Source organism: Mycobacterium sp., assembly GCF_965277065.1.
GTDB lineage: Bacteria > Actinomycetota > Actinomycetes > Mycobacteriales > Mycobacteriaceae > Mycobacterium.
The window spans coordinates 130,139-151,681 of the sequence record NZ_CBDIBT010000017.1 but is presented as its reverse complement, the minus strand read 5'-3'; the positions used below and the strand labels follow the sequence as shown (position 1 = coordinate 151,681).

General features: G+C 65.4%; 15 protein-coding genes and 2 pseudogenes. 4 read left to right on the top strand and 13 right to left on the bottom strand.

Annotated elements, in window-relative coordinates:
• Nucleotides 1-15: 15 nt before the first annotated feature.
• Nucleotides 16-1,815 carry a fatty acid--CoA ligase FadD11 gene (fadD11, locus tag ACQY5A_RS09145; RefSeq protein ID WP_428340451.1) on the top strand — a complete coding sequence of 600 codons (1,800 nt, stop codon included), beginning with the start codon at nt 16-18 and terminating at the stop codon, nt 1,813-1,815.
• 3 nt (nt 1,816-1,818) lie between these two features.
• Here fadD11 and ACQY5A_RS09140 read toward each other — a convergent pair whose 3' ends face one another.
• Complete coding sequence (locus ACQY5A_RS09140; protein ID WP_428340064.1) at nt 1,819-3,045, bottom strand: fatty acid desaturase family protein; 1,227 nt, start codon at nt 3,043-3,045, stop codon at nt 1,819-1,821.
• Between the two features lie 230 nt (nt 3,046-3,275).
• On the opposite strand from ACQY5A_RS09140, the gene ACQY5A_RS09135 reads away from it, so the two are divergent.
• Nucleotides 3,276-3,713 (top strand): nitroreductase family deazaflavin-dependent oxidoreductase, encoded by a 438-nt coding sequence (locus tag ACQY5A_RS09135; RefSeq protein WP_428340063.1) that lies wholly within the window; start codon nt 3,276-3,278, stop codon nt 3,711-3,713.
• Nucleotides 3,714-3,741: 28 nt separating this feature from the next.
• Nucleotides 3,742-5,040 (top strand): threonine ammonia-lyase, encoded by a 1,299-nt coding sequence (gene ilvA, locus ACQY5A_RS09130; RefSeq protein WP_428340062.1) that lies wholly within the window; start codon nt 3,742-3,744, stop codon nt 5,038-5,040.
• Between the two features lie 4 nt (nt 5,041-5,044).
• Here ilvA and ACQY5A_RS09125 read toward each other — a convergent pair whose 3' ends face one another.
• The 12 genes and pseudogenes from ACQY5A_RS09125 to ACQY5A_RS09070 all read right to left on the bottom strand — a co-directional run bounded on the left by ACQY5A_RS09125 (nt 5,045) and on the right by ACQY5A_RS09070 (nt 20,158).
• Entirely contained in the window at nt 5,045-5,725 is a 681-nt protein-coding gene (locus ACQY5A_RS09125; RefSeq protein ID WP_428340061.1) for a GAF and ANTAR domain-containing protein, read from the bottom strand.
• 348 nt (nt 5,726-6,073) lie between these two features.
• Entirely contained in the window at nt 6,074-7,363 is a 1,290-nt protein-coding gene (locus ACQY5A_RS09120; protein ID WP_428340060.1) for a DUF2786 domain-containing protein, read from the bottom strand.
• Nucleotides 7,364-7,417: 54 nt separating this feature from the next.
• Nucleotides 7,418-7,864, bottom strand: coding sequence for a type II toxin-antitoxin system VapC family toxin (locus ACQY5A_RS09115; protein WP_428340059.1), 447 nt, complete (start codon nt 7,862-7,864; stop codon nt 7,418-7,420).
• Nucleotides 7,824-8,069, bottom strand: a complete 246-nt coding sequence (locus tag ACQY5A_RS09110; protein WP_428340058.1) for an AbrB/MazE/SpoVT family DNA-binding domain-containing protein — start codon at nt 8,067-8,069, stop codon at nt 7,824-7,826. Before ACQY5A_RS09110 ends, ACQY5A_RS09115 begins: the two co-directional genes overlap by 41 nt.
• Nucleotides 8,070-8,325: 256 nt before the next feature.
• On the bottom strand, nt 8,326-9,507 hold the full coding sequence (locus tag ACQY5A_RS09105; protein WP_428340057.1) for an IS110 family transposase: 1,182 nt from the start codon (nt 9,505-9,507) through the stop codon (nt 8,326-8,328).
• Nucleotides 9,508-9,886: 379 nt separating this feature from the next.
• Complete coding sequence (locus ACQY5A_RS09100; RefSeq protein WP_428340056.1) at nt 9,887-10,312, bottom strand: hypothetical protein; 426 nt, start codon at nt 10,310-10,312, stop codon at nt 9,887-9,889.
• Nucleotides 10,313-10,348: 36 nt separating this feature from the next.
• Entirely contained in the window at nt 10,349-12,079 is a 1,731-nt protein-coding gene (gene treZ, locus ACQY5A_RS09095; RefSeq protein WP_428340055.1) for a malto-oligosyltrehalose trehalohydrolase, read from the bottom strand.
• Nucleotides 12,072-14,366, bottom strand: a complete 2,295-nt coding sequence (treY, locus tag ACQY5A_RS09090) for a malto-oligosyltrehalose synthase (RefSeq protein WP_428340054.1) — start codon at nt 14,364-14,366, stop codon at nt 12,072-12,074. The genes treZ and treY overlap by 8 nt, the downstream gene beginning before the upstream one ends.
• Before the next feature lie 3 nt (nt 14,367-14,369).
• Entirely contained in the window at nt 14,370-16,550 is a 2,181-nt protein-coding gene (gene glgX, locus ACQY5A_RS09085; RefSeq protein ID WP_428340053.1) for a glycogen debranching protein GlgX, read from the bottom strand.
• 153 nt (nt 16,551-16,703) lie between these two features.
• The gene (locus ACQY5A_RS09080) at nt 16,704-18,854 is read right to left on the bottom strand and encodes an acyltransferase family protein (RefSeq protein ID WP_428340450.1); all 2,151 of its coding nucleotides are present in this window, start codon (nt 18,852-18,854) and stop codon (nt 16,704-16,706) included.
• Nucleotides 18,855-18,921: 67 nt separating this feature from the next.
• Nucleotides 18,922-19,428, bottom strand: a complete 507-nt coding sequence (gene ripD / locus ACQY5A_RS09075; RefSeq protein ID WP_428340052.1) for an NlpC/P60 family peptidoglycan-binding protein RipD — start codon at nt 19,426-19,428, stop codon at nt 18,922-18,924.
• A gap of 285 nt (nt 19,429-19,713) precedes the next feature.
• A pseudogene (locus tag ACQY5A_RS09070) lies at nt 19,714-20,158 on the bottom strand (hypothetical protein).
• A 69-nt stretch (nt 20,159-20,227) separates the two neighbouring features.
• Between ACQY5A_RS09070 and ACQY5A_RS09065 the strand changes: the two are divergent.
• Nucleotides 20,228-21,543 (top strand): annotated as a pseudogene (locus ACQY5A_RS09065) (adenosylmethionine--8-amino-7-oxononanoate transaminase).

Here is a 21,543-nt window from a genome sequence, read left to right as displayed (position 1 = left end):
AGCGGCCCGACCACCATGTGCGAGGCGTTTCAGCGGTCCGCGGCGATAGCACCCGATGCCGTCGCGCTCCGCACTCCCGGCGACGCCCAGACATTGACCTGGCGCGACTACGCCGCCGAGGTCCGTCGCGTCGCGGCCGGGTTGGCGGGCATCGGGGTCCGTCGCGGTGACACCGTGTCACTGATGATGGCCAACCGGATCGAGTTCTACCCGTTGGAAGTCGGCGCCCAGCACCTCGGCGTTACCTCTTTCTCCGTCTACAACACCCTGCCCGCCGAGCAGTTGACCTACCTGTTCAGCAACGCCGGCACCAAGGTCGTCATGTGCGAGGAGCAGTACGTCGACCGGATCCGGGCCAGTGGCGCGACGCTCGACCACATCGTGTGCATCGACGGTGCGCCGGAGGGAACGATGTCCCTCGAGGAGCTCTACGCCGCCGGACGCGACGATTTCGATTTCGAGGCGGCCTGGCGTGCGGTACAGCCCAGCGACGTGATTACCCTCATCTACACCTCGGGGACGACGGGCAATCCCAAAGGGGTCGAGATGACGCACACCAACCTGCTTTTCGAGGCCGACGCACTCGGCGCTGTCCTCGACGTTCGGTCGGATGATCGCACCACGTCGTATCTGCCGTCGGCTCATATCGCCGACCGCATGATGGGGCTGTACAACCAGGAGTGGTACGGCCTGCAGGTCACCGTCGTGTCCGACATTCGCGAGATCGCGGCCGCGCTGTCCGACGCCCGGCCGACCGTGTGGGCCGCGGTTCCGCGAGTGTGGGAAAAGCTCAAAGCCGCAGTCGAATTCGCGGTCGCCCACGAACAGGACGAGACGAAGCGTCAAGCTTTGCAGTGGGCGCTGTCGGTCGCCGCCAAACGCGCGGCGGCCTTGGTCGCCGACGAGCCGCTGCCCGACGATGTGGCGGCCGAGTGGGCGCAGGCCGACGACTTGGTCTTGTCGAAGCTTCGCGAGAAATTGGGGCTCGACGAGTTGCGCTGGGCCGTGTCGGGGGCCGCGCCCATCCCGCGGGAGACGCTGGCTTTCTTCATTGGCATCGGCATCCCAATCGCCGAGGTGTGGGGCATGTCTGAGCTGAGTTGTGTTGCGAGCGTGAGTCATCCCGACGAGGCGCGACTGGGTTCGGTGGGCAAGCTGCTGCCCGGGCTGGAGTCCAAGATCGCCGATGACGGCGAATTTTTGGTCCGGGGACCGCTGGTGATGAAGGGCTACCGTAAGGAGCCGGCCAAAACGGCTGAGGCCGTCGACGCCGACGGTTGGTTGCACACCGGCGACATCCTGGACGAGGACGCCGACGGTTTCCTGCGGATCGTCGACCGCAAAAAGGAGCTGATCATCAATGCGGCCGGCAAGAACATGTCGCCGGCAAACATCGAGAACACGGTGAAGGCGGCCTGCCCGATGATCGGGGTGATGCTCGCGATCGGCGACGGACGTCCCTACAACACCGCGTTAGTGGTGTTCGACGCCGACTCGGTCGGCCCGTACGCGGAACGGCACGGAATCGCCGACGCATCGCCGGAGGCGCTGGCGGCCCACCCGGAGGTACTCGCGCAGATTTCGGCGGGGGTGGCCGAGGGCAATGTGAAATTGTCGCGGGTGGAACAGATCAAACGCTTCCGGGTGCTGCCGACGCTGTGGGAGCCGGGCGGCGACGAGATCACCCAGACGATGAAACTGAAACGTCGCCCGATCATGGCGAAGTACGCCGCCGAAATCGAAGACTTGTATGCGGCCGAGCCGGGCCCCGATGTCCACGAGCCTGCTCGGGCAACAACGACCCAACCGGCCTAAAGCTCAGCTGGCCTTGCGCCGAGCCCGGTGGGCCACGATGGCGGTCGCGAGTCCGCTTCGCCGGGAGCCGTCGGGGATCGCCGAAACCGACGGTCGCTTCTCCGGGTAGCGAAACTTGTTCTCCGAAGCCGTCTCTGGTGCATCGTCCGCAGTGGCGGACATGAATCCCACCGGCAGGGCCAATTTGCAGATGGTGCGCACCGTGAGCAGGTACTGGCGAAGGAAAGAACCTGTCGTGTAAGGCAAGTCGTACTTGGCGCACAATTCCCGCACGCGCACGGAGATCTCGGGCAGGCGGTTGCTCGGCAGATCGGGGAACAGGTGATGCTCGATCTGGTAGCAGAGGTGGCCGCTCATGAAGGACAACACTGGGCCGGCCCGGAAGTTTGCGGTGCCCAGCATCTGCCGCAGGTACCACTCCGGCTTCGTCTCGTTCTCCAACACCGATTCGTCGAATTTCTCTGCGCCGTCGGCGAAGTGGCCGCAGACGATGACGATGTAGGCCCAAGCGTTGCGCAGCCCGTTGGCCATCACGTTGGCTCCGAGTACGCGCCGCCATCGCCGGAGGCTCAGCGCCGGATAGAACAGGTAATCCTTGCTGGCCTGGCGAGCCATTTTGCGGAGCAACGCTTTTTGGTGGGCATCTTTGCCCTCCTGCGTGGTTTCGGCTTCCTGTATCGAGTACAAGTCGTGAAAGGCCACACCCCATTCGAAGGCGGCAGCCAGCAGCACCGCGCGTAACGGCTGCAACAGATTGCTCGGTCCCCAATCCTGGTCGCGGGTGACCCGCAAGACGCCGAAGCCGAGATCATCATCCACACCCACGACGTTGGTGAACACATGGTGGCGGTGGTTGTGCGAAGACCGCCAGTGTGACGAGGGCCCAACCATGTCCCATTCCCATGTCGCGGAATGGATTTCCGGGTCGTTCATCCAGTCCCACTGACCGTGGATGACGTTGTGGGCGAGTTCCATATTCTCGATGCATTTGGCCACCGCCAGCGCGGCGGTTCCGAGCATCCATCCGGACCTGGTCTTGCTCACGCCGATGGTCAGCCTCGCCGCGATCTCCAGGGATCGCTGAAAAGCGACGGCGCGACGGATGTATTCACGGTCTTTGGCGCCGCGGGAGTCCTCGACGTCGCAGCGAATTGTTTCCAACTCGGCCGCGAGGGCCTCGATGTCCGCGTCGTTGAGATGCGCGTATTCGGGAATTTCAGTGATGGCCATCGACGCTTACCGGCCTGACGCCGGATCGCCGGGTGGCCCTGTTCGCACGGAGACGCGCGACGGCCAGCTGAACAGCTGGGGCATGGGTGTGAGTACCTGCTTTATCGGCTCTACGCCGTCCGTCTGACCGTGCTATGTCGGTGTCGCACGCCGAACACTACACGGCACGCATCACAACATGGTTCCCACTTGATCTCGATGCCAGAGCCTGGGGGTTTAAGGTGGCAGGCATGCCACTTAAAGGTGAATATGCCCCATCACCGTGGGATTGGTCCCGCGAGCAAGCCGAGAAAATTGCCGGATCCGGTGGAACTGACGGCACCGATATGAAGGGCATGCCGGTCATCCTGCTGACCACGGTCGGCGCCAAGACCGGCAAGCTCCGTAAGACTCCGCTGATGCGAGTCGAGCACAACGGCGAATACGCCGTGGTGGCCTCGCTGGGCGGGGCGCCGAAAAATCCCGTGTGGTACTTCAACATCGCCAAGAACCCGCAGGTCGAACTCCAGGACGGCACCGTCACCAAGGACTACGACGCCCGCGAGGTTTTCGGAGATGAGAAGGCCGTCTGGTGGGAGCGGGCCGTAGCCGCTTACCCCGACTACGCCGACTACCAGCAGAAGACCGAGCGACAAATTCCGTTGTTCGTGCTGACCCCTGTGCACTGAACGCCCAGCGTGGTGGCACCATTGACCGGTGTCCGCCGAACTGAGTCAAAGCCCGAGCATGCGGGGTGGTGGGCCGCTGACGTCCTTTTCAGCGGCCGACGTAGACAGTGCGGCCACCCGAATTGCCGGTGTTGTCAGGCCCACTCCGCTGGAGCTGTCCGAGCGGTTGTCCGCGATCACCGGGGCAACCGTATATCTCAAGCGCGAAGACCTGCAGACCGTGCGGTCCTACAAGCTGCGCGGCGCCTACAACCTGCTCGTGCAATTGTCCGCTGACGAAAGAGCCGCCGGCGTGGTGTGCTCATCGGCGGGTAACCACGCGCAGGGCTTTGCCTACGCGTGCCGGACGCTGGGCGTCCGGGGCCGCGTCTACGTCCCGGCCAAGACGCCGAAGCAGAAGCGCGATCGCATCCGCTACCACGGCGGCGAGTTCATCGAGCTGATTGTCGGCGGATCGACCTACGACCTGGCCGCGGAAGCGGCGCTCGCCGACGTGGGGCGCACCGGCGCGACGCTGGTGCCGCCGTTCGACGATCCGCGCACCATGGCCGGTCAGGGCACTATCGCCGTCGAAGTCCTGGATCAGCTCGACAATGAGCCCGACCTGGTGGTTGTCCCGGTCGGCGGCGGCGGATGCATCGCCGGCATCACCACCTACCTCGCCGAGCGGACGACCAAGACTTCGGTGCTCGGCATCGAGCCCGCGGGTGCGGCCGCGATGATCGCCGCACTCGCCAACGGCGGACCGGTCACCCTCGATCACGTCGACCAGTTCGTCGACGGCGCCGCCGTGAGCCGGGCCGGCACGCTGACCTATGCCGCGCTGGCCGCGGCCGGCAACATGGTCTCGATCACGACGGTCGACGAGGGAGCGGTGTGCACCGCGATGCTCGACCTGTACCAAAACGAGGGGATCATTGCCGAGCCCGCCGGTGCGCTCGCGGTAGCCGGGCTGCTGGAAGCCGACATCGAACCGGGATCCACGGTGGTGTGTCTGGTCTCCGGCGGCAACAACGACGTCTCGCGCTACGGGGAGATCCTGGAGCGGTCGCTGGTCCACCTCGGTCTCAAGCACTATTTCCTGGTCGACTTTCCGCAGGAGCCCGGGGCGCTGCGCCGCTTCCTGGACGGCGTGCTCGGCCCAACCGACGACGTCACGCTGTTCGAATACGTCAAGCGCAACAATCGCGAGACCGGTGAGGCGCTGGTCGGCATCGAGCTCGGGTCGGCCGCTGACCTGGACGGATTACTGGAACGTATCCGGGCTACCGAGATGCAGATCGAAGCCATCGAGCCGGGCTCGCCGGCTTATCGCTACCTGCTGTAAGCGCTCAGCGGGTGTCGACAACGCGTTGAGCGATGTCGGCCAGCCGGACGTTCATCTGTTGCGATAACTTGCGCAGCATCTCGAATGCGCCCACGGAATCGACGCTGAAGCGTTCCATCAAGATCCCTTTTGCCTGGCCGATCACGTCCCGGCTGAGCAAGGCGGCCTGGAGCTGTTGGCTGTCCTGGCTGGCCAGGATGGCCGCGGCCGCGTGGGCCGCGAGTATCGACCCGATGACCTCCGAATCCGCGTCGAAGTTGTGCGGGCTTCGCGAAAACACGTTCAGGGCACCTGCGGTCCGCTCGCCGGTGTAGAGCTTGAAGGAGATACTGCTGCGGACGCCGAGCGTGCAGACTTCCCGCGAATACTCGGGCCAGCGCGTCTCGGTCTCGAAATCCTCGGTCCGGACCACTAACTCGTTGATCGCCGCTTCGACACAGGGACCTGCGTTGTGCTTTTCCTGCAGCCGATCCACTTCATAGATCAGCTCCGAGGTGCCGGACAGCGATTCGAATTTTCCGCCCTTGGACACCAGTAATACGCCCGCCGTATCGGCGCCAGGGAGAAGTTCGACGACGGTGGCGGTGACGCCGCTCAGGACGCCGTTGAGGTCGCGCGGCGCGGCGACTGATCGGGCCAACTCGGCCATGCGCTGCGCCAAGTCATGGGCCGGTGTATTGAGCATGTTCCACGGGGATACCCCATTGCCGTGGGACTACGCGCACCGGTTCATCGCATCGCTTCGACGGCCTGTTTCGCCTCGGCCAAGCCGGCGGGCACGTAGCTGTCGGGGAACAGCGCCTGGAGTTGCGTTGCGATGTAATCGAGACGGGGTCTGGCGCCGTAGTCGATGTCGATGTCGATGTCGAGATGCAGCGAAGATTGACAAAATACGCCTGCCTACTTTGAGAAACCTTCGGCGTGTCGCGGAGGCTTGCTGATCTTCGCTGAAGAGCACACGGCTGTCATCGAGGTTTCGCCGTGGGTGGCACTCAAGTGCGGTGCTTCAGTAACGCCAGGTGGAGAAGCGGTTTCAGCCCGCTATCGAATCGCGGGTGTCAAGCACCGCCATGTTCGCCGCTGCGCGGCCGGCACCCCAGCCGGCGCCGTTGGACACCGTCACCGAGCGAGGCACTGTCGACGGGAAGAGCCGTTCGGTGAGTTCTTCGGTCGCCCGACTGTTGGCCGCCAGCACGGGAAGCAGTCGACCGTCGCACTTCACCTCAGCGGTCACCGATGCGCTCGCGCTATCGAGCCGTTCTCCGATGCGTTGGGCGTACGCAACGAGAAACGACTGACGGAATGACCTAGACCGTGCTAGCGCACTGCCGTCGCGTCCGGCGCTGAGCATTGCCCGGTTGGCTTGCACGAGCAGCGACGTGGTGAGCACATCGACCAGGTCGAGGTCGGTGTCGCAGCCGATGACGGTGACGAATCCGAGGCGCTCCGCCCAAACTGCGCGACAACGGTTGGACCGACTCACCACTTGCACCAACGTCACCTTGGCGGCGGCGTAGGGGTTGTCGATCCAGATCCGTCGCGCGGCCGCAGCCGGCTTCCGGCCGCGGTCATGCTGGGCCAGCGCCTCTTCCAGGGAGTACCTACTCATCAGCTCTTGGGCCTTGGCCGAAAGGGCCTCCGCCTCATCGGGGAACTCGGTGGCTTCGGCTTTGACTAGCAGCGCGCGCACCTTGCTGAGCGCCTTTTCGCCCGCATCGCTGACCGCCGTTCCCGTGTGCCGGTGAGCACCGGGCAGCGGGAGGGTTACTTCGAGCACGGGAAGTCTGCCGAGAAAATTGAGAAGTTTGAGGACGACGGTCAGGGCCTCGCACTGGTCGACGGCGTTGGAGGCCGCCCACCGCCACATCTGTGGCGGCTGTGTACTCGCGCCGATTGTGGCCGCAACCTCGGCGATGTCGGCGCGCCAGTCGGGGTGCAGTGTGGTGGTGGCGTACCGCCGGGACTCGATGACGATGGCCTCGTCGAGGTACCGGACCTCGGCGGGCTGCACTTGGCGACAAGCGATTTGGTGCAAGTCGGACGGTTGCCAGCCATGCTCCCATGCCGCCCTGATGGCCTCATTCATAGTCAGGTCAGCCGCAACGGCTAACTCGCGCACGAAGGCCCGGCACTCCTTGAGCACTTCGGTGGCGCGACGCGGCACTTGGTCGGCAGAACACGAAGCGGCCGTGCTCAATGCCACGGCGAGGCTTTTGAGGAGCAGCTCGCGGTCCAGTCCCGGATCGAAGCCGACGCGGTCTTGCTTGTCCCGGCGCCGGTCGTTGTGTTTGGCTGCCCGCTTCTTTCGGTTGCGTCTGCTCATACGCCGAAGTCTTCCGAAGAGGTACGACATGCTACGTCAGGCGCGCCGACCTGGTCAGTCGACGAACTGGTACTGCACATCGAGGGCGCGATATGTGCGCTCGGCCCGACGGTCACGGGTGAGCAGTACGCGCCGATTCGTCGACGCGGCCCGACCGACAAGCGCGTCATAGACTGATCCGCCGACGATTTCGAGGTCGGCGAGCCGCTCGAAAAGCTCACCGGTCACACGTGCGTCGAGCCAACACTCGGCCGGGAATGCCTTCACCAGCACAGAGGCTGCTTGAGTTGCGCTCAGGCGTAGCGGGAGTGGAAGGCGGGTGAGCACCGAATACGCCTCGAACGCCGCGTGGCCCGCGAGCGCGGGGCGACGTTGAACAAGGGCTCGGCGGCAGACCGTGTGGGCTTCGTGGGTCGAATCAAGAGCGGCGACGGCAACGCTGGTGTCGCATGCCCAAAGGTCATCGTTGGGCGTCATCGCGAAGTCGGCGCACATCGTCATCGGTCAGCACCGCACCTTCCACCCGGCTGAGCATCGGAAGACCGTCTTGCGTCTCGACGGGGCGGGCACGCCGCTGGACGGGCTCAATCCGCAGACCAGATCCGTCCGGAATCAGTTCGAGCTGTGTGTCGGGGGTGATCCCGAGCGCCGTCCGCATGGCTTTCGGAATGACTAGCCGTCCTAGTCGATCCACCGTCACGTTCATGGCACCAGATTACCATTTGATTGGCAAAATGGTCGATGAGAGGCACGATGCACACCATACTTCTTGGCGGGTTCCGCGGACGACGTCATCAACGGCTGCCGGAGAGGCACATCGGCGCGTCTCACCACCGCTTCAAATATGAAGTCTCTCGGGAAGTCATCGGTGAAATTCTGAAGTCAAAGTCATGTCGTCGTCACTGACAATCATCAATGAATCTGTCCATTGTCGTAGTGGCAGTAGACGGCGCCTCTCTGTGTCAAGCGTTGCGGTTACCGGTTGTAGGGTGACGGTTGGCCGGCCCGGTGAGTGACTTGTCCGAAGTGCTGGTGATGGGGTGTGAGCCGGCCGCGCTGGACGCTAGAGTCGCCCCCACATGTCCCGCCGGGCCTGCCCCTATCGATGTTGTCGCGTCACGCAGAAGTTGTCGGTAAACGGTGTCAGAAAGACGTCGTTTGAGACAGCGCAACGCTTCTCGGTGGCTCTTGCCGGCGGCGCGCTTTCGTCGGTAGTAATCACGGCCTGGGGTGTCACGGGCGATTTGGGTGATGGCCATGGTGTGCAGACAACAGTTGAGCTGGCGGTCACCGGCGCGGGAGAGGCGATGCCGGGTGACGTCACCCGAAGATGCCGCGATGGGGGCGGTGCCGGTGTAGGAGGCGAACGCGGCCGCGGAGCGGAAGCGATGGACCGAACCGACGCGAGCCAGGATCTTGGCGGCGTTGAGCGTTCCGATCCCGTAAAGCTCGGTCAGCGTGCTGCCCGACGATTCGACGGCGGCCTCGATGTCGGTGGCGGCCTTGGTGATGCGGCGGTCGAGTTGACGGACCTCGCCGACGAGGTCGACAGCCAGGCTGCGCAGCGTCTTGTAGGCATGGTCGCGAGGCTTGACTTGGCGCAAGATGTCAGCGGCGCGGTCTGCGGTCAGACCACGCGCAGCTCCTGCGGGGGTCAAATGGGTGAGCAGCACGTGCAGGCGGTTGACGGTCTGGGTGCGGGTTTTCACCAAGTCATCACGGTGTTCCACCAGGGCCCGCATGGCGGTAACTGCTGCGTCGATGGTGGCGGAATTGAGCCGAGTAGCCGTCAGTGCGGCGATACCCACCGAGATCGCATCGGCCTCGTCGGTTTTGCGCCCATGCCCAGTGGACAGCACCCGCACCCGGGCAGCCAGTTTGGCGGGCACGTCGGTGACCTCCACGCCGTCGACGATGAGCCGCTGGGTCAGTGGGGCACCCAAGCCGGACGCACCTTCGATCGCCCAGCCAGGGTCGTTCCACCGTCGGGCGAACCGGCGCAGCTGCCGGTAACCCTGCGGGCTGACCGCCACCCGGATGACATCCAGCGGTTGCAGCGACGCGTCGACAGCAGCTGCCGTCCACGACGCCTTATGCGGGTCAACGGCGATCACGACACGATCGGTGAGTTGTGTTCGAGTCACGGGATGGACTTCCTCCTTGCGCTTCAGGTGAATGGAAGCGGGAGGGCACACCAACTCGGCTTTGCAGGCCTCTCTTCAGCCACTCCCGGCCGACGGCACCGACCCGGGACGCAAGCCGTCTATGAGCCAACCCCTACGGGCGGCAGGTATGAGGACGAGCGATCCCGAACCGGCGCCTAGGACATCGTGGCTGCAGACCGCGATGACCTGACCGTATTGAACAAGTTGGTATTAGAGCTAGCAGGAACGCGCGAATCGACGAGTGGCACGACCTACAACGGCCGCAATCTAGTTAAACTAGAAAGCCCTGCTCGTTAATCTTCGCTGCTTCTCGACAGTCGATTTCGCTCACCCGCGAAAGCTACCCGATTCACGACAGCTAGCCCAGCAGTACAACCGATTCGTCATTGGCGCGGAAAATCGGTTCGAGCGGGACGGCGAATCGCTCGGCCATGTCGGTCAACGATCTCGACCACACCAGTTCGATGGTCGAGGCCGGCCCGCGGCCCGGTCCGGAAAGCAGCAGGGCCACTGTGGTTCCCGCGTCCAGGTCGTCGAGCAGTGTGCGCAGCGACGACATCAGGTTCCAGACGATCCGGCCGCGAGGCCGCGGGAGAATGGGGACGCGGCTGAGCTTCTTGGCAAAGCAACGGTCCGGCCCGATCAGGCCGAACCACAGCAGGCGGGTTCCAAATCCCAACGGTCCCATCAACGCACGCCACCGCTCACGCAAGTCCTGCGTCGAATAGACGGGATCGCATGCGGTCTGGATGGGCGGAATCGGCAACAGCTCGGAATGGGTCATCCGCGCATCATCAGCGGTCGACGACGAGGTTGGTAGTCAGTTATCCACAGTGCGCACGATCGCAAACGAATGCGGTGGTAGTTCGGTGCTCAGCTCGCCGACGCTGATCGGTTCCGAACCCAGCACCAATTCACCGGTGATGGGCAGCGGCACCGGCTCGGCGCCGAGGTTGCAGGCGACCGTCAAGCTGCCGCGCTGCATCGCGATCCAGCGGCCGTCCTCGTCGTACTCGACGTCCAGGCTGTTCAGCCAGGGGTCGCGCAAGTCGCTTTCGCTGCGGCGCAACGCAATCAGATTCTGATAGAGCCGGAGTAATTTCGCATGGTCTGCGCGGTCGAGCTCGGACCAGTCCAGCTTCGACCGCTGGAAGGTCTGTGGGTCCTGCGGATCGGGGATCTCGTCGGCGTCCCATCCGTGATCGGCGAACTCCCGCTTGCGACCCTCGGCGGTGGCGCGCGCCAGCTCGGGCTCTGGATGCGAGCTGAAGAACTGGAACGGCGTCGATGCGCCCCATTCCTCGCCCATGAAAAGCATTGCCGTAAAGGGCGATGCCAGTACCAGCGCGGCCTTGATGGCGAGCTGACCGTAGCTGAGGTTCTGCGACGGCCGGTCGCCGAGCGCGCGGTTGCCGACCTGATCATGGGTGCAGGTGTAGGCCAGCAGCCGGGTGGCCGGAATCGTGAACGCGTCCAGCGGCCGACCGTGCCGCCGCTGACGGAACGAAGAGTAGGTGGCGGCGTGGAAGAAGCCGTGGCGCAACGTTTTCGCCAGCGTCGCCAGTGAGCCGAAGTCGGCGTAGTAGCCCTGTCGCTCGCCGGACACCGCGGTGTGGATGGCGTGATGGATGTCGTCAGCCCACTGCGCGGTCATACCCAGGCCGTGCTCGGGGCGGGGGGTGATCATTCGCGGGTCGTTGAGGTCGCTCTCGGCGATCAGAGACAACGGGCGGCCGAGCTGGTCAGCCAGCGCGTCGGTGTCGGCGGCCATTTCCTCGAGCAGGTGAATCGCGGTGGTGTCGAAAAGCGCGTGCACGGCGTCCAGCCGCAGGCCGTCGGCATGGAAGTCCCGCATCCAGCGCAGCGCACAGTCGATGATGTAGCGGCGTACCTCGTCTGACCGGGCGTCGGCGATGTTGATGCCTTCGCCCCACGGGTTGCTTGCCGAGGACAGGTACGGCCCGAACCGCGGCAGGTAGTTGCCCGACGGGCCGAGGTGGTTGAACACCGCGTCGATCAACACGCCCAGCCCGCGGCGATGGCAGGCATCGACGAATCGGACCAAACCGTCTGGGCCGCCGTAGGGTTCGTGGACGGCGTACCACAGCACACCGTCGTAGCCCCAGCCGTGCGTGCCGGAGAATGCGTTGACCGGCATCACCTCGACGAAGTCGACACCGAGATCGACCAGGTAGTCCAGCTTGTCGATGGCCGCCTCGAAAGTGCCTGACGGGGTGAAGGTCCCGATGTGTAACTCGTAGATCACCGCACCCTGCACCGCGCGACCGGCCCAGTCGCCGTCGGTCCACTCGTGCGGGTTGGGCTCCCAGACCTGGGAGCACTCGTGCACGCCGTCGGGCTGGCGTGGCGAACGCGGGTCGGGTAGTGGCGTCGAATCGTCGTCGAGCAGATAGCCGTAGCGCGCGCCGTGGGCAGCGTCGACGCTTGCCCGCCACCAGCCGTCGTCGTCGCGGGTCATCGGCGACACCGCACCGTCGACCTGGAGGCGGACGGTGTCGGGTTTCGGTGCCCAGACCGCGAATTCAGGCATCGGTGCGCTCCAGGAGTGCGACCGGTAGCTCGGCGAACAACTCGGTGGCCGGCAGCGTCCCGCCTACCACAGCGCCGGTCAGCGCATTGGTCCAGGAGCCGTCCGGCAGTGTGACGGTGGTGTCGCCCCAGCCGGACTGCTCGAGTCGCACTGTCCAACGGGTCACCGCGACCAGCACGTCATGACCGCGCCGGAACGCCACCAGGTGATCGGCGCCGGCTCCGACTGCCAGCACTGGGTGGTAGTCGCCGCGCAGGAAGGTGTCTGACCGGGTGCGTCGCAGCTGCAGGGCGGCCGTGACGACCCGAATTTTGCTGTGCTGCAGAGACTTCAGCGCGTCGCGGCGGGCGGCGTAGTCCACCGCGCGCCGGTTGTCGGGATCGACCAGGCTGTCGTCCCACAGCTCGGTGCCCTGATACACGTCCGGGATGCCGGGGGAGGTCAGCGACAGCAGCTTCTGGCCCAGCGCGTCGCTCTCGGCGTGTGAGTCCAGGCGGAGAACCAGATTGGTGAGCTCACGCACCACCGGGCCGTCGAGCATGTCGTTCAGCCAGCCGTGCACAGCGGCTTCGAAGTCGGTGTCCGGGTCGTTCCAGGTGGTGTGCCAGGCCGCTTCGCGAATCGCTTTCTCGGCGTAGGCGTGCAACCGGTCGCGGAGCTCATCGGTGACCTCACCGTCGGCCGGCCAGACACCGAAGATGTTCTGCCACAGGAACAATCCGGTCGCCGGGTCGGGTGATGGGACGATTTTCTCCCAGCGGCTGACAAATTCCGTCCACAGCGACGGCACCTGGGACAGCACGCCGATGCGGGCGCGGACGTCCTCGCCACGTTTGGTGTCGTGGGTGGTCAATGTCGTCATCGCCTGCGGCCACAGCCGGGCCCGCGTGGCTGCGCGCGAATGGAATTCGGCCAGACCGACGCCGAATTCCTGCGGCTCGCCGCCGACCTCGTTGAGCGACACCAGTCGGGCATCGCGGTAGAACAGGCAGTCTTCGACCGCCTTGGCGGTCACTGCCCCGCACAGCTGCTGTAGTCGCACCGCCGCCTCTCCGTCGGCCACCGCGGCAGCGATCAGCTGCAGCGCGACATCGAGCTCCGGGCGCTCCAATTGGGTTGCGGCCAGGGCGGTCGGCAAAGTCGCTGCCAACCCCAGGTAGTCGCTGCGGTAGACGTCGATGTGAGTCAGCAGCGCCGCCACCGCGGCAGGCAGCTGCGGGTGGTCAGCGCCGGCAGCCGCGACGATGCAGCGCCGCAGCCGGGCCAGCTCGCTGGCCAGAGTCTCGGTAGCCGAGGACACCTTCAGATCGGCCAGCATCGGCGCGATCTGCCCATAGTCGAACCCGACGGATGCGACGAGCTCCGTCAACGCCTGCGCCCCCTGCGGATCGATGAACACCCCGCCGATCTCGCGCAGAGCATCGTATCCGGTGGTGCCGGCCACCGGCAGGGACGGATCCAACGGCTCGTCGACGGCGAGAATCTTCTCGATCACGATCCAAGCATCCGGACCGCTCAACTCGCGCAGCCAGGCCAGGTATCCGGTCGGGTCCGCCAGACCGTCGGGATGGTCAATGCGCACCCCGTCGACCAGCCCGTCGGCGAACCAGCGCGCCACCTCGGCGTGGCTGGTGTCGAACACCGTGCGATCTTCCTGGCGCAGCCCGGCCAGCGATGTGATCGAGAAGAAGCGGCGGTATCCGCACACGCCGTTGCGCCAACCGATCAGCCGGTAATGCTGACGGTCGTGCACCTGCGGGCCGGTGCCGTCGCCGGTGCCCGGCGCGATGGGCAATGCGAGATCGCCCAGCCGCAACAGATCGCCGTCGACGGTGAGATCGGCAACGTCGTCGTCAGAACCCAGCAGCGGCAACACCATTCGGCCATCGCCCAGGTCCCAGTCGACGTCGAAGAACGACGCGTACGCTGAGGACTGGCCATGCCGCAGCACGTCCCACCACCAGGGGTTCTGCTCGGGTCGGTCCACCCCGACGTGGTTGGGCACGATGTCGACGATCAAGCCCAGACCGCGCGCCCGCGCCGCCGCGGACAGTCGGGCCAATCCTGCCGGCCCACCGAGTTCGGCAGACACCGTGGTCGGGTCGGTGACGTCGTAGCCGTGTGCCGATCCGACCACCGGGGTCAGAATCGGCGACAGGTAGAGATGCGAGACCCCCAGATCGTCGAGGTAGTCGAGCAGATGCTCGGCGTCGGCCAAGGTGAAGGCGAAGCCGCTGTCAGCGCCACGCAATTGCAGCCGATAGGTCGATAAGACTGGAAATACCATGCGTTACTTGGTCTTACGGAACACGAGTAGTGCCCGTCCGGGCAGTGACACCTCGTCGCCGTCATTGACGACGAGCGCCACCGATCCGGTGGCGTCAGTGGTGTCCAGTACGGCTGTCCATTGCGTGGCGTAATCGTCGGGCGGGATGACGAAGTCGACCTCGTGATCGTGGGCGTTGAAGCACATCAGGAACGAGTCGTCGACGACCCGTTCACCGCGGGCATTGGGTTCGGGTATCGCCTCACCGTTGAGGAACACCGCGATGCTCTTGCCGAATTCGCCACCCCAGTCCTGCGGTTGCATCTCCTTGCCCGCCGATGTCAGCCAGGCGATGTCGCGGACCTCGTCGCCGCTGCGGATCGGCTCGCCGTCGAAGAACCGGCGGCGGCGAAACACCGGGTGCTTTCTGCGCAGCGCGGTGACCGTACGGGTGAACTCCAGCTGCTCGCTGTTCGCGTCGACCAAAGACCAGTCCATCCAGGACAATTCGGAGTCCTGACAGTAGACATTGTTGTTGCCCTGCTGGCCGCGGCCGATTTCGTCGCCGTGGGCGATCATCGGCGTGCCCTGGCTCAGCATCAGCGTGGCCATGATGTTGCGCATCTGTCGCCTACGCAGGGTCAGGATCTCCGGGTCGTCGGTCGGGCCCTCGACGCCGCAGTTCCACGACCGGTTGTGGCTCTCGCCATCCCGGTTGTGTTCGCCGTTGGCCTCGTTGTGTTTCTCGTTGTACGAGACGAGATCGTTGAGGGTGAAGCCGTCGTGGGCGGTGACGAAGTTGATGCTCGCACCGGGCCGGCGACTGGTCGCCTCGTAGAGGTCCGACGACCCGGTCAGCCGGGACGCGAACTCGCCGAGTGTCGCGGGCTCGCCCCGCCAGTAATCACGCACAGTGTCGCGATACTTCCCGTTCCACTCGGTCCACAAACCTGGGAAGTTGCCGACCTGATATCCGCCTTCGCCGATATCCCACGGTTCGGCGATCAGTTTGACCTGGCTGACGATCGGATCCTGTTGCACCAGATCGAAAAACGCGCTCAAGCGGTCGACGTCATAGAACTCGCGGGCCAGCGTCGAGGCCAGGTCGAACCGGAAGCCGTCGACGTGCATCTCGGTCACCCAGTAGCGCAGCGAGTCCATGATCAGCTGCAAGGTGTGCGGGTTGCGTGCGTTGAGGCTGTTACCGGTGCCGGTGAAGTCTTTGTAGAACCAGAGATCCTCGTCCATCAGCCGGTAGTAGGCCGCGTTGTCGATGCCGCGGAAGTTGATGGTGGGCCCGAGTTGGTTGCCTTCGGCGGTGTGGTTGTAGACCACGTCGAGGATGACCTCGATACCGTGGGCGTGAAATGCCCGGACCATCGACTTGAACTCGGTGACCGCGCCGCGGGCGCGCCGGTTCGCCGAATACTGGTTGTGCGGGGCGAAGAATCCGAACGTGTTGTAGCCCCAGTAGTTTCGCAGACCCAGATTCAGCAGACGGTGATCGTGCATGAACTGGTGCACCGGCATCAGTTCGATCGCGGTGACGTTCAGCGACTTGAGATGCTCGATGATCGCCGGGTGACCAAGGCCGGCGTAGGTGCCGCGCAGCGCCTCGGGAATGGCGGGATGGTTCTGGGTCATCCCCTTGACGTGCGCCTCGTAGATCACCGTCTCGTGGTAGGGCGTGCGGGGCGGGCGATCGTTGGCCCAGTCGAAGTACGGATTGATCACGACGCTGGTCATGGTGCTGCCCAACGAGTCGACCCGGGGCGGCGTGCCTGTCTCGGTGGGGTCTTCGGCGGCGACGGCCAGGTCGTAGGAGAACAACGCCTGGGTGAACTTGAACTCGCCGTCGAAGCATTTGCCGTACGGGTCGAGCAGCAGCTTGCTGGGGTCGCAGCGGTGGCCCGCCAGCGGGTCGAACGGGCCGTGCACCCGGAAGCCGTAGCGCTGTCCTGGGGTGACATCGGGCAGGTAGGCGTGCCAGACGTAGCCGTCGACCTCGTCGAATCGGATGCGTGTTTCCTGGCCGTCCTCGTCGATCAGGCAGAGCTCGACCTTCTCGGCGATCTCGGAGAACAGGGCGAAGTTGGTGCCGGTGCCGTCGTAGTTGGCGCCCAACGGGTAGCTGGACCCTGGCCACACGGTGGCCAGCGCAGGTGGCGACGCGGGGGCGCCACTGATCCGGTCTGACGGGGGCATCACTCGACCTTAGTAGCGGTGGGGTCCAGTCGCCCGGCTACATCCGACTGCCGGGCTCCTCCTCAGGCCGCCTCGCGGCCTGCATCGTCGCCCGGCTACATCCGACTGCCGGGCTCCTCCTCAGGCCGCCTCGCGGCCTGCATCGTCGCCCGGCTACCACCAACCTGTCGCAGGTCCCAGCTGGCGCCCCAGCTCGTTGCTCATGGTGCGCATGTAGGTGGCGGACAGGTGATGAGCGTCGTGATATACCAACACGTTTCCCTCCACGGCAGGGCAGATGTCGGCGCGGCAGACCGCGTCGCTCATGTCCAGCGGCTTGAGCATCGGGAACTGCTCGACCCAGTCGAGGGTGGGATTGCGGTCGGCAAGCACCTCGGAGCGCTTGATGCCGCACGACACTGCGTCACCACCCTTGGCCAGGCAGTCCGACGGGTTGAACGGCTGGCCGTCTTTCACCAGCCAGGGGGTGTCGCGCATGGCCAGAATCGGAATGTTGTTGTCGGAGAACGTCTGCCATATCCCGACGTAGGTGCCCGGCATCACGTCGCCGGGCTTGATGTTCCACGGCCGCGTGGAGGTGGTGAAGACGAAGTCCGGGTGCTCGGCCACCACCGCGTCCATCGCTTTGGGTACCCAGTCGCGGCATTCCGGGTAGGGGTCGTTGTTGCCCATCACCCGCGGCATCTGCTCGGTCGACAGCGCGCATCCCATTTTGAGATAGGTGGTGACCTTGAAGTGGTACCGGTGTCCGAGCAGATCCAGCGCGGTCAGCCAGTGCTCAGCGTGCGAGCCACCGGCCAGCGCGATGGTCCTGCTGGCGTTCTTGTCCCCGTAGCTGCACTTGAGCACATCGGTGTTCTTGAAATCGCTGATGCAGCCGTCTCGGGTGGACGGCGGGTAGTCGGTCTGCGCCTCGAGCACCGTGGGTCGCATCCGCAGCCTGGGCACGCGCACGTGCTTGATCAGTGCGCGGGCACCGGGATAGTCGCTGGAACTCAGGGCGGTGAGTTCTTTGCCGCTGGCACGTTCGACGTTGACGTGCTCGCGCCAGGTGAAAGCCGTCGCGGTGAGCGTCACGCCCAGCAGTCCGACCACGGAACCCAGCACCATCGTCGGTCGGCGCAGCCGGGTACGCCAAGGCACGGTGTTCTCGGGTGCGGCACTGGCGGGCTTGCGTTGGCGTAGCGGTTCTTCGATGTACCGGTTGGTCAGATACGCCAGCGCGCCGGAGATCAGCAGCACCGCGGTGCCCTCGACGACGTTGGCGTGCGCGTGGCCGCTGAAGGCGAGCCAGAAGATCAGCAGCGGCCAGTGCCACAGATACAGCGAGTAGGCCATCTCACCGAGACGCACCAGCGGCGCCGTCGCGAGTAGCCGGTTGGGTAGCGGCAACGCGAGGCCCTCGGTCCGGTTGGCGCCGGCCAGGATGAACAGGACGGCTGCGCCGACGGGGACCAAGGTCCACGGGCCGGGGAACTGCTTGACGCCGTCGATCAGCGCGCCGCAGGACAGCACCGCTGCCAACGCGATGGTGGCCGCGGCGGTGCGCAACCACATCGGCCAGGTGACGTAGGGGACCAGCGCACCGACCAAGGCTCCGAGCAGTAACTCCCACGCGCGGGCAAAGCTGCTGTAGTACGCCACCGCCTGGTCGTTCTGGTGGGCGACGATCGCGTAGACGAACGACGCGATCGCCAGTGCGCTGAGCACTACCACGAACGCGGTGCGCAGGTGGTCGCCCAGTCGCCGCCGGCACATATACGCGGAGCCGAAAACCAGCGTCAGGAACGCGATGTAAAACTGGCCCTGCACCGACATCGACCAGATGTGCTGCAGCGGGCTGACCGATTCACCGGCCCGCAGGTAATCGGCGACCGTGCTGGCCAATTCCCAGTTCTGGTAGTAGCCCAGGCTGGCTAGGCTCTGATCGGCGAAGGTCTCCCAGCGCGTCTGAGGCTGGATGAGGATGGTCAGCACCGCGCATCCCGCCAACACCACCACCAGCGCCGGCAGCAGTCGCCGGACCAGCCGAAGGACCTCGGGGACCGGCGACAGTGTCGATGTCGGATTGAGCGCCGCGCGCAGCAATTTGCCGCCGAAGAAGAAACCCGACAGGGCCAGGAACACGTCCACTCCGCCGGACACCCGGCCGAACCATACGTGAAACATCGCGACGAGGGCGATGGCAATGCCGCGCAGCCCGTCGAGATCGAGGCGGTAGAACCCGGCCCGGTTTTCCGCTGCGGGTTGCGCGGGCCGCACAACGCCGGAGTCGGCCGAGCGGGTCGGGGAGATCGTCATGATTGACAGACAATCTACCTAACCCGCTGGCCGACGCGTGGGCCCGAAAACCAGCCGGGGAGCGCTCCGGTCAGGACTCCAGGATGCGAGTCAGATACGGGACCATGTTGGTAGTCCGGGCCGATGTGACGGTGACGGCGGGCTCGGTGGCCTCGATCATCTGGTTGCTGCCGAGGTACAGCGCCACGCTCTGGGTACCGCCGGGCCCGTAGCAGAGCAGGTCGCCCGGGCGTGCCTGCGCGGGTGCGACTTTGTGGCCGACGCTGCACTGCTCGGCCGAGGTACGCGGCATCTTCACGCCGGCGCCTGCGTAGGCGTACTGGATCAATCCGGACGCGTCGAAGCCGACGACGTTGGCGTTCAGACCGGTGCCGCGGGTCGGTCCCGCAGAGTTGCCGCCGCCGTAGAGGAACGGCACGTTCCGCTGCGACAGCGCGCGCTGGATCACGTAGTTCGTGCTCTGCTGGTAGCCCACCAGAGTCGGGCCCGTGGGGTCGGCGCTCGCGATGTGAGGATTGACCATCGGCAGCGTCAACAACAGGGCCAGGCTCGTCGGGACGGCGATGCTGCGTCTCATGTGGATCACCTCTCTGTGGCGTCAGCGTTGTGACTGCACGCCTCGGCCGCCATTCCGCCGATTCACCACAGAAGCTCGTGCGTGTCCCGCCCCCGTTGGGAGCCGCACCGCTCCCGCTGGTGAACCGCTGAATTCACAACAGTCACTACGAACACTATGGCAACAAATGCCTCGTAGAGCTACCTCGCAGGGGCTCTGAGCGGGATTTTTTGTCGTACCGTGACCGAACGGTGATCGCTGCGGCCGTCTAGTTCGAAAACTACGGCCGCCGTTGTGATTTCGCTCTCACTCAGGGGTGTCGACGACATCGGGGTTGCTGTGCCAGTACGTGCTGCTGAAGTCGGTCAGCGCCGTGCCGGCCACCGATGCGAAAAGCAGGAGCGCGATCGCCAGTGCTGGCCAGAAGGACAGGTACCAACCCTTCAGCAGTGACAACCAGTGGCCCGAGTAACGCGGCAGCGACCGCGGCGCCGATCCCGCCCCACACAATCGGGTAAATGTAATAGTCGACGCCGAACGGAGCGGGCGGGCAATCGCCGACGCAGACGTCTTTGAGAAAGCCGAAAAGCCTTGTGTACCAATTGGTCCCGAAGGCCAGCGCGGCAAGCATCGTCACCAGCGCCAGCAACGAGACGACATCCCACGGAACCAGCCGCAGCCGCAGAACACGCGGCGCAGGGTCGCCGTGGTGGGTGGGGGACGGGTCATCGAACTGCTGCGGCGAAGCCATGGTGACTCAATGGTCCCAGAAAAGTCCGGGCATCCGGGACGCGGGCCGGCTGCTTTACCCTCGTTCGTTATGGTCGCGACGAGCCGCGGGCTCACCCCCGAGCAGATCAGCGCGATCGACGCGGCCCACCTCTGGCACCCCTACAGCACGATCGGGGCCGAAGCCATCCCCCCAGTGGTCGCGGTAGGCGCCCATGGTGCCTGGCTCACGCTGGTCCGCGACGGCGCCCAGGTGCAGGTTATCGACGCAATGAGCTCGTGGTGGACGGCGGTCCACGGGCACGGCCACCCGGTGCTGGACGCGGCGATGACCCGCCAGCTGGCGACGATGAGCCACGTCATGTTCGGCGGGCTCACCCACGAGCCTGCGGCGCGGCTGGCCCAGCTGCTGGTCGAGATCACCCGGCCGGTCTGCAGACGGTGTTCTTCAGCGACTCCGGATCGGTGTCGGTGGAGGTCGCGGTAAAGATGGCGCTGCAGTACTGGCGTAGTCGCGGGCTGCCCGGCAAGCGACGGATGATGACCTGGCGGGGGGGATATCACGGCGACACATTCACTCCGATGAGCATCTGCGATCCCGACGGCGGCATGCATGAGCTGTGGACCGAGGTGCTGGCCCGGCAGGTGTTCGCCCCGCAGGTGCCCCGCGACTACGAGCCGGCCTACATCGCGGCGTTCGAGGCGCAGCTGGCCGAGCACGCCGGCGAGCTGGCGGCGGTCGTGGTGGAGCCGGTGGTCCAGGGTGCCGGCGGGATGCGCTTCCATGACCCGCGGTACCTGCGCGATCTGCGCGACATCTGCCGACGGCACAACGTGTTGCTGATCTTCGACGAGATCGCCACCGGGTTCGGCCGCACCGGCGAATTGTTCGCCGCCGACCATGCCGGCGTCAGCCCCGACATCATGTGCGTCGGCAAGGCTCTGACCGGCGGCTACCTCAGCCTTGCCGCGACGTTGTGCACCGCCGACGTCGCTCACACGATCAGCACCGGTGACGCCGGGGCGCTGATGCACGGCCCGACTTTCATGGCCAACCCGCTGGCCTGCGCCGTCGCCGTGGCCGCCGTGGAACTGCTGCTGGGCCAGGATTGGCGCTCGACGGTCGCCGGGATAGGCGCCGGACTGGCCGCCGGACTCGAGCCGGCCCGGACAATGCCGGGGGTGACCGACGTGCGGGTGTGCGGGGCCATCGGCGTGATCGAATGCGACCGCCCCGTCGACCTGGCCGTCGCCACGCCGGCGGCCCTGGATCGCGGCGTCTGGCTACGGCCGTTCCGCAATCTGGTCTACGCGATGCCGCCGTTCATCTGCACGCCGGACGAGATCGCGCAGGTCACCTCGGCGATGGTCGAGGTGGCCCGGCTCACCGGCTCTCGTAAACTCTAG

Excerpts from the sequence above, each read along its gene's own strand:
- fadD11 (WP_428340451.1), top strand. The coding sequence starts at position 16 with ATGTGCGAGGCGTTTCAGCGGTCCGCGGCGATAGCACCCGATGCCGTC.
- ACQY5A_RS09115 (WP_428340059.1), bottom strand. The coding sequence starts at position 7,864 with ATGACGATGTGCGCCGACTTCGCGATGACGCCCAACGATGACCTTTGG.
- ACQY5A_RS09140 (WP_428340064.1), bottom strand. The coding sequence starts at position 3,045 with ATGGCCATCACTGAAATTCCCGAATACGCGCATCTCAACGACGCGGAC.
- ACQY5A_RS09100 (WP_428340056.1), bottom strand. The coding sequence starts at position 10,312 with ATGACCCATTCCGAGCTGTTGCCGATTCCGCCCATCCAGACCGCATGC.
- ripD (WP_428340052.1), bottom strand. The coding sequence starts at position 19,428 with ATGAGACGCAGCATCGCCGTCCCGACGAGCCTGGCCCTGTTGTTGACG.
- glgX (WP_428340053.1), bottom strand. The coding sequence starts at position 16,550 with ATGCCCCCGTCAGACCGGATCAGTGGCGCCCCCGCGTCGCCACCTGCG.
- ACQY5A_RS09125 (WP_428340061.1), bottom strand. The coding sequence starts at position 5,725 with ATGCTCAATACACCGGCCCATGACTTGGCGCAGCGCATGGCCGAGTTG.
- ACQY5A_RS09135 (WP_428340063.1), top strand. The coding sequence starts at position 3,276 with ATGCCACTTAAAGGTGAATATGCCCCATCACCGTGGGATTGGTCCCGC.
- treY (WP_428340054.1), bottom strand. The coding sequence starts at position 14,366 with ATGGTATTTCCAGTCTTATCGACCTATCGGCTGCAATTGCGTGGCGCT.
- ACQY5A_RS09110 (WP_428340058.1), bottom strand. The coding sequence starts at position 8,069 with ATGAACGTGACGGTGGATCGACTAGGACGGCTAGTCATTCCGAAAGCC.
- treZ (WP_428340055.1), bottom strand. The coding sequence starts at position 12,079 with ATGCCTGAATTCGCGGTCTGGGCACCGAAACCCGACACCGTCCGCCTC.
- ACQY5A_RS09120 (WP_428340060.1), bottom strand. The coding sequence starts at position 7,363 with ATGAGCAGACGCAACCGAAAGAAGCGGGCAGCCAAACACAACGACCGG.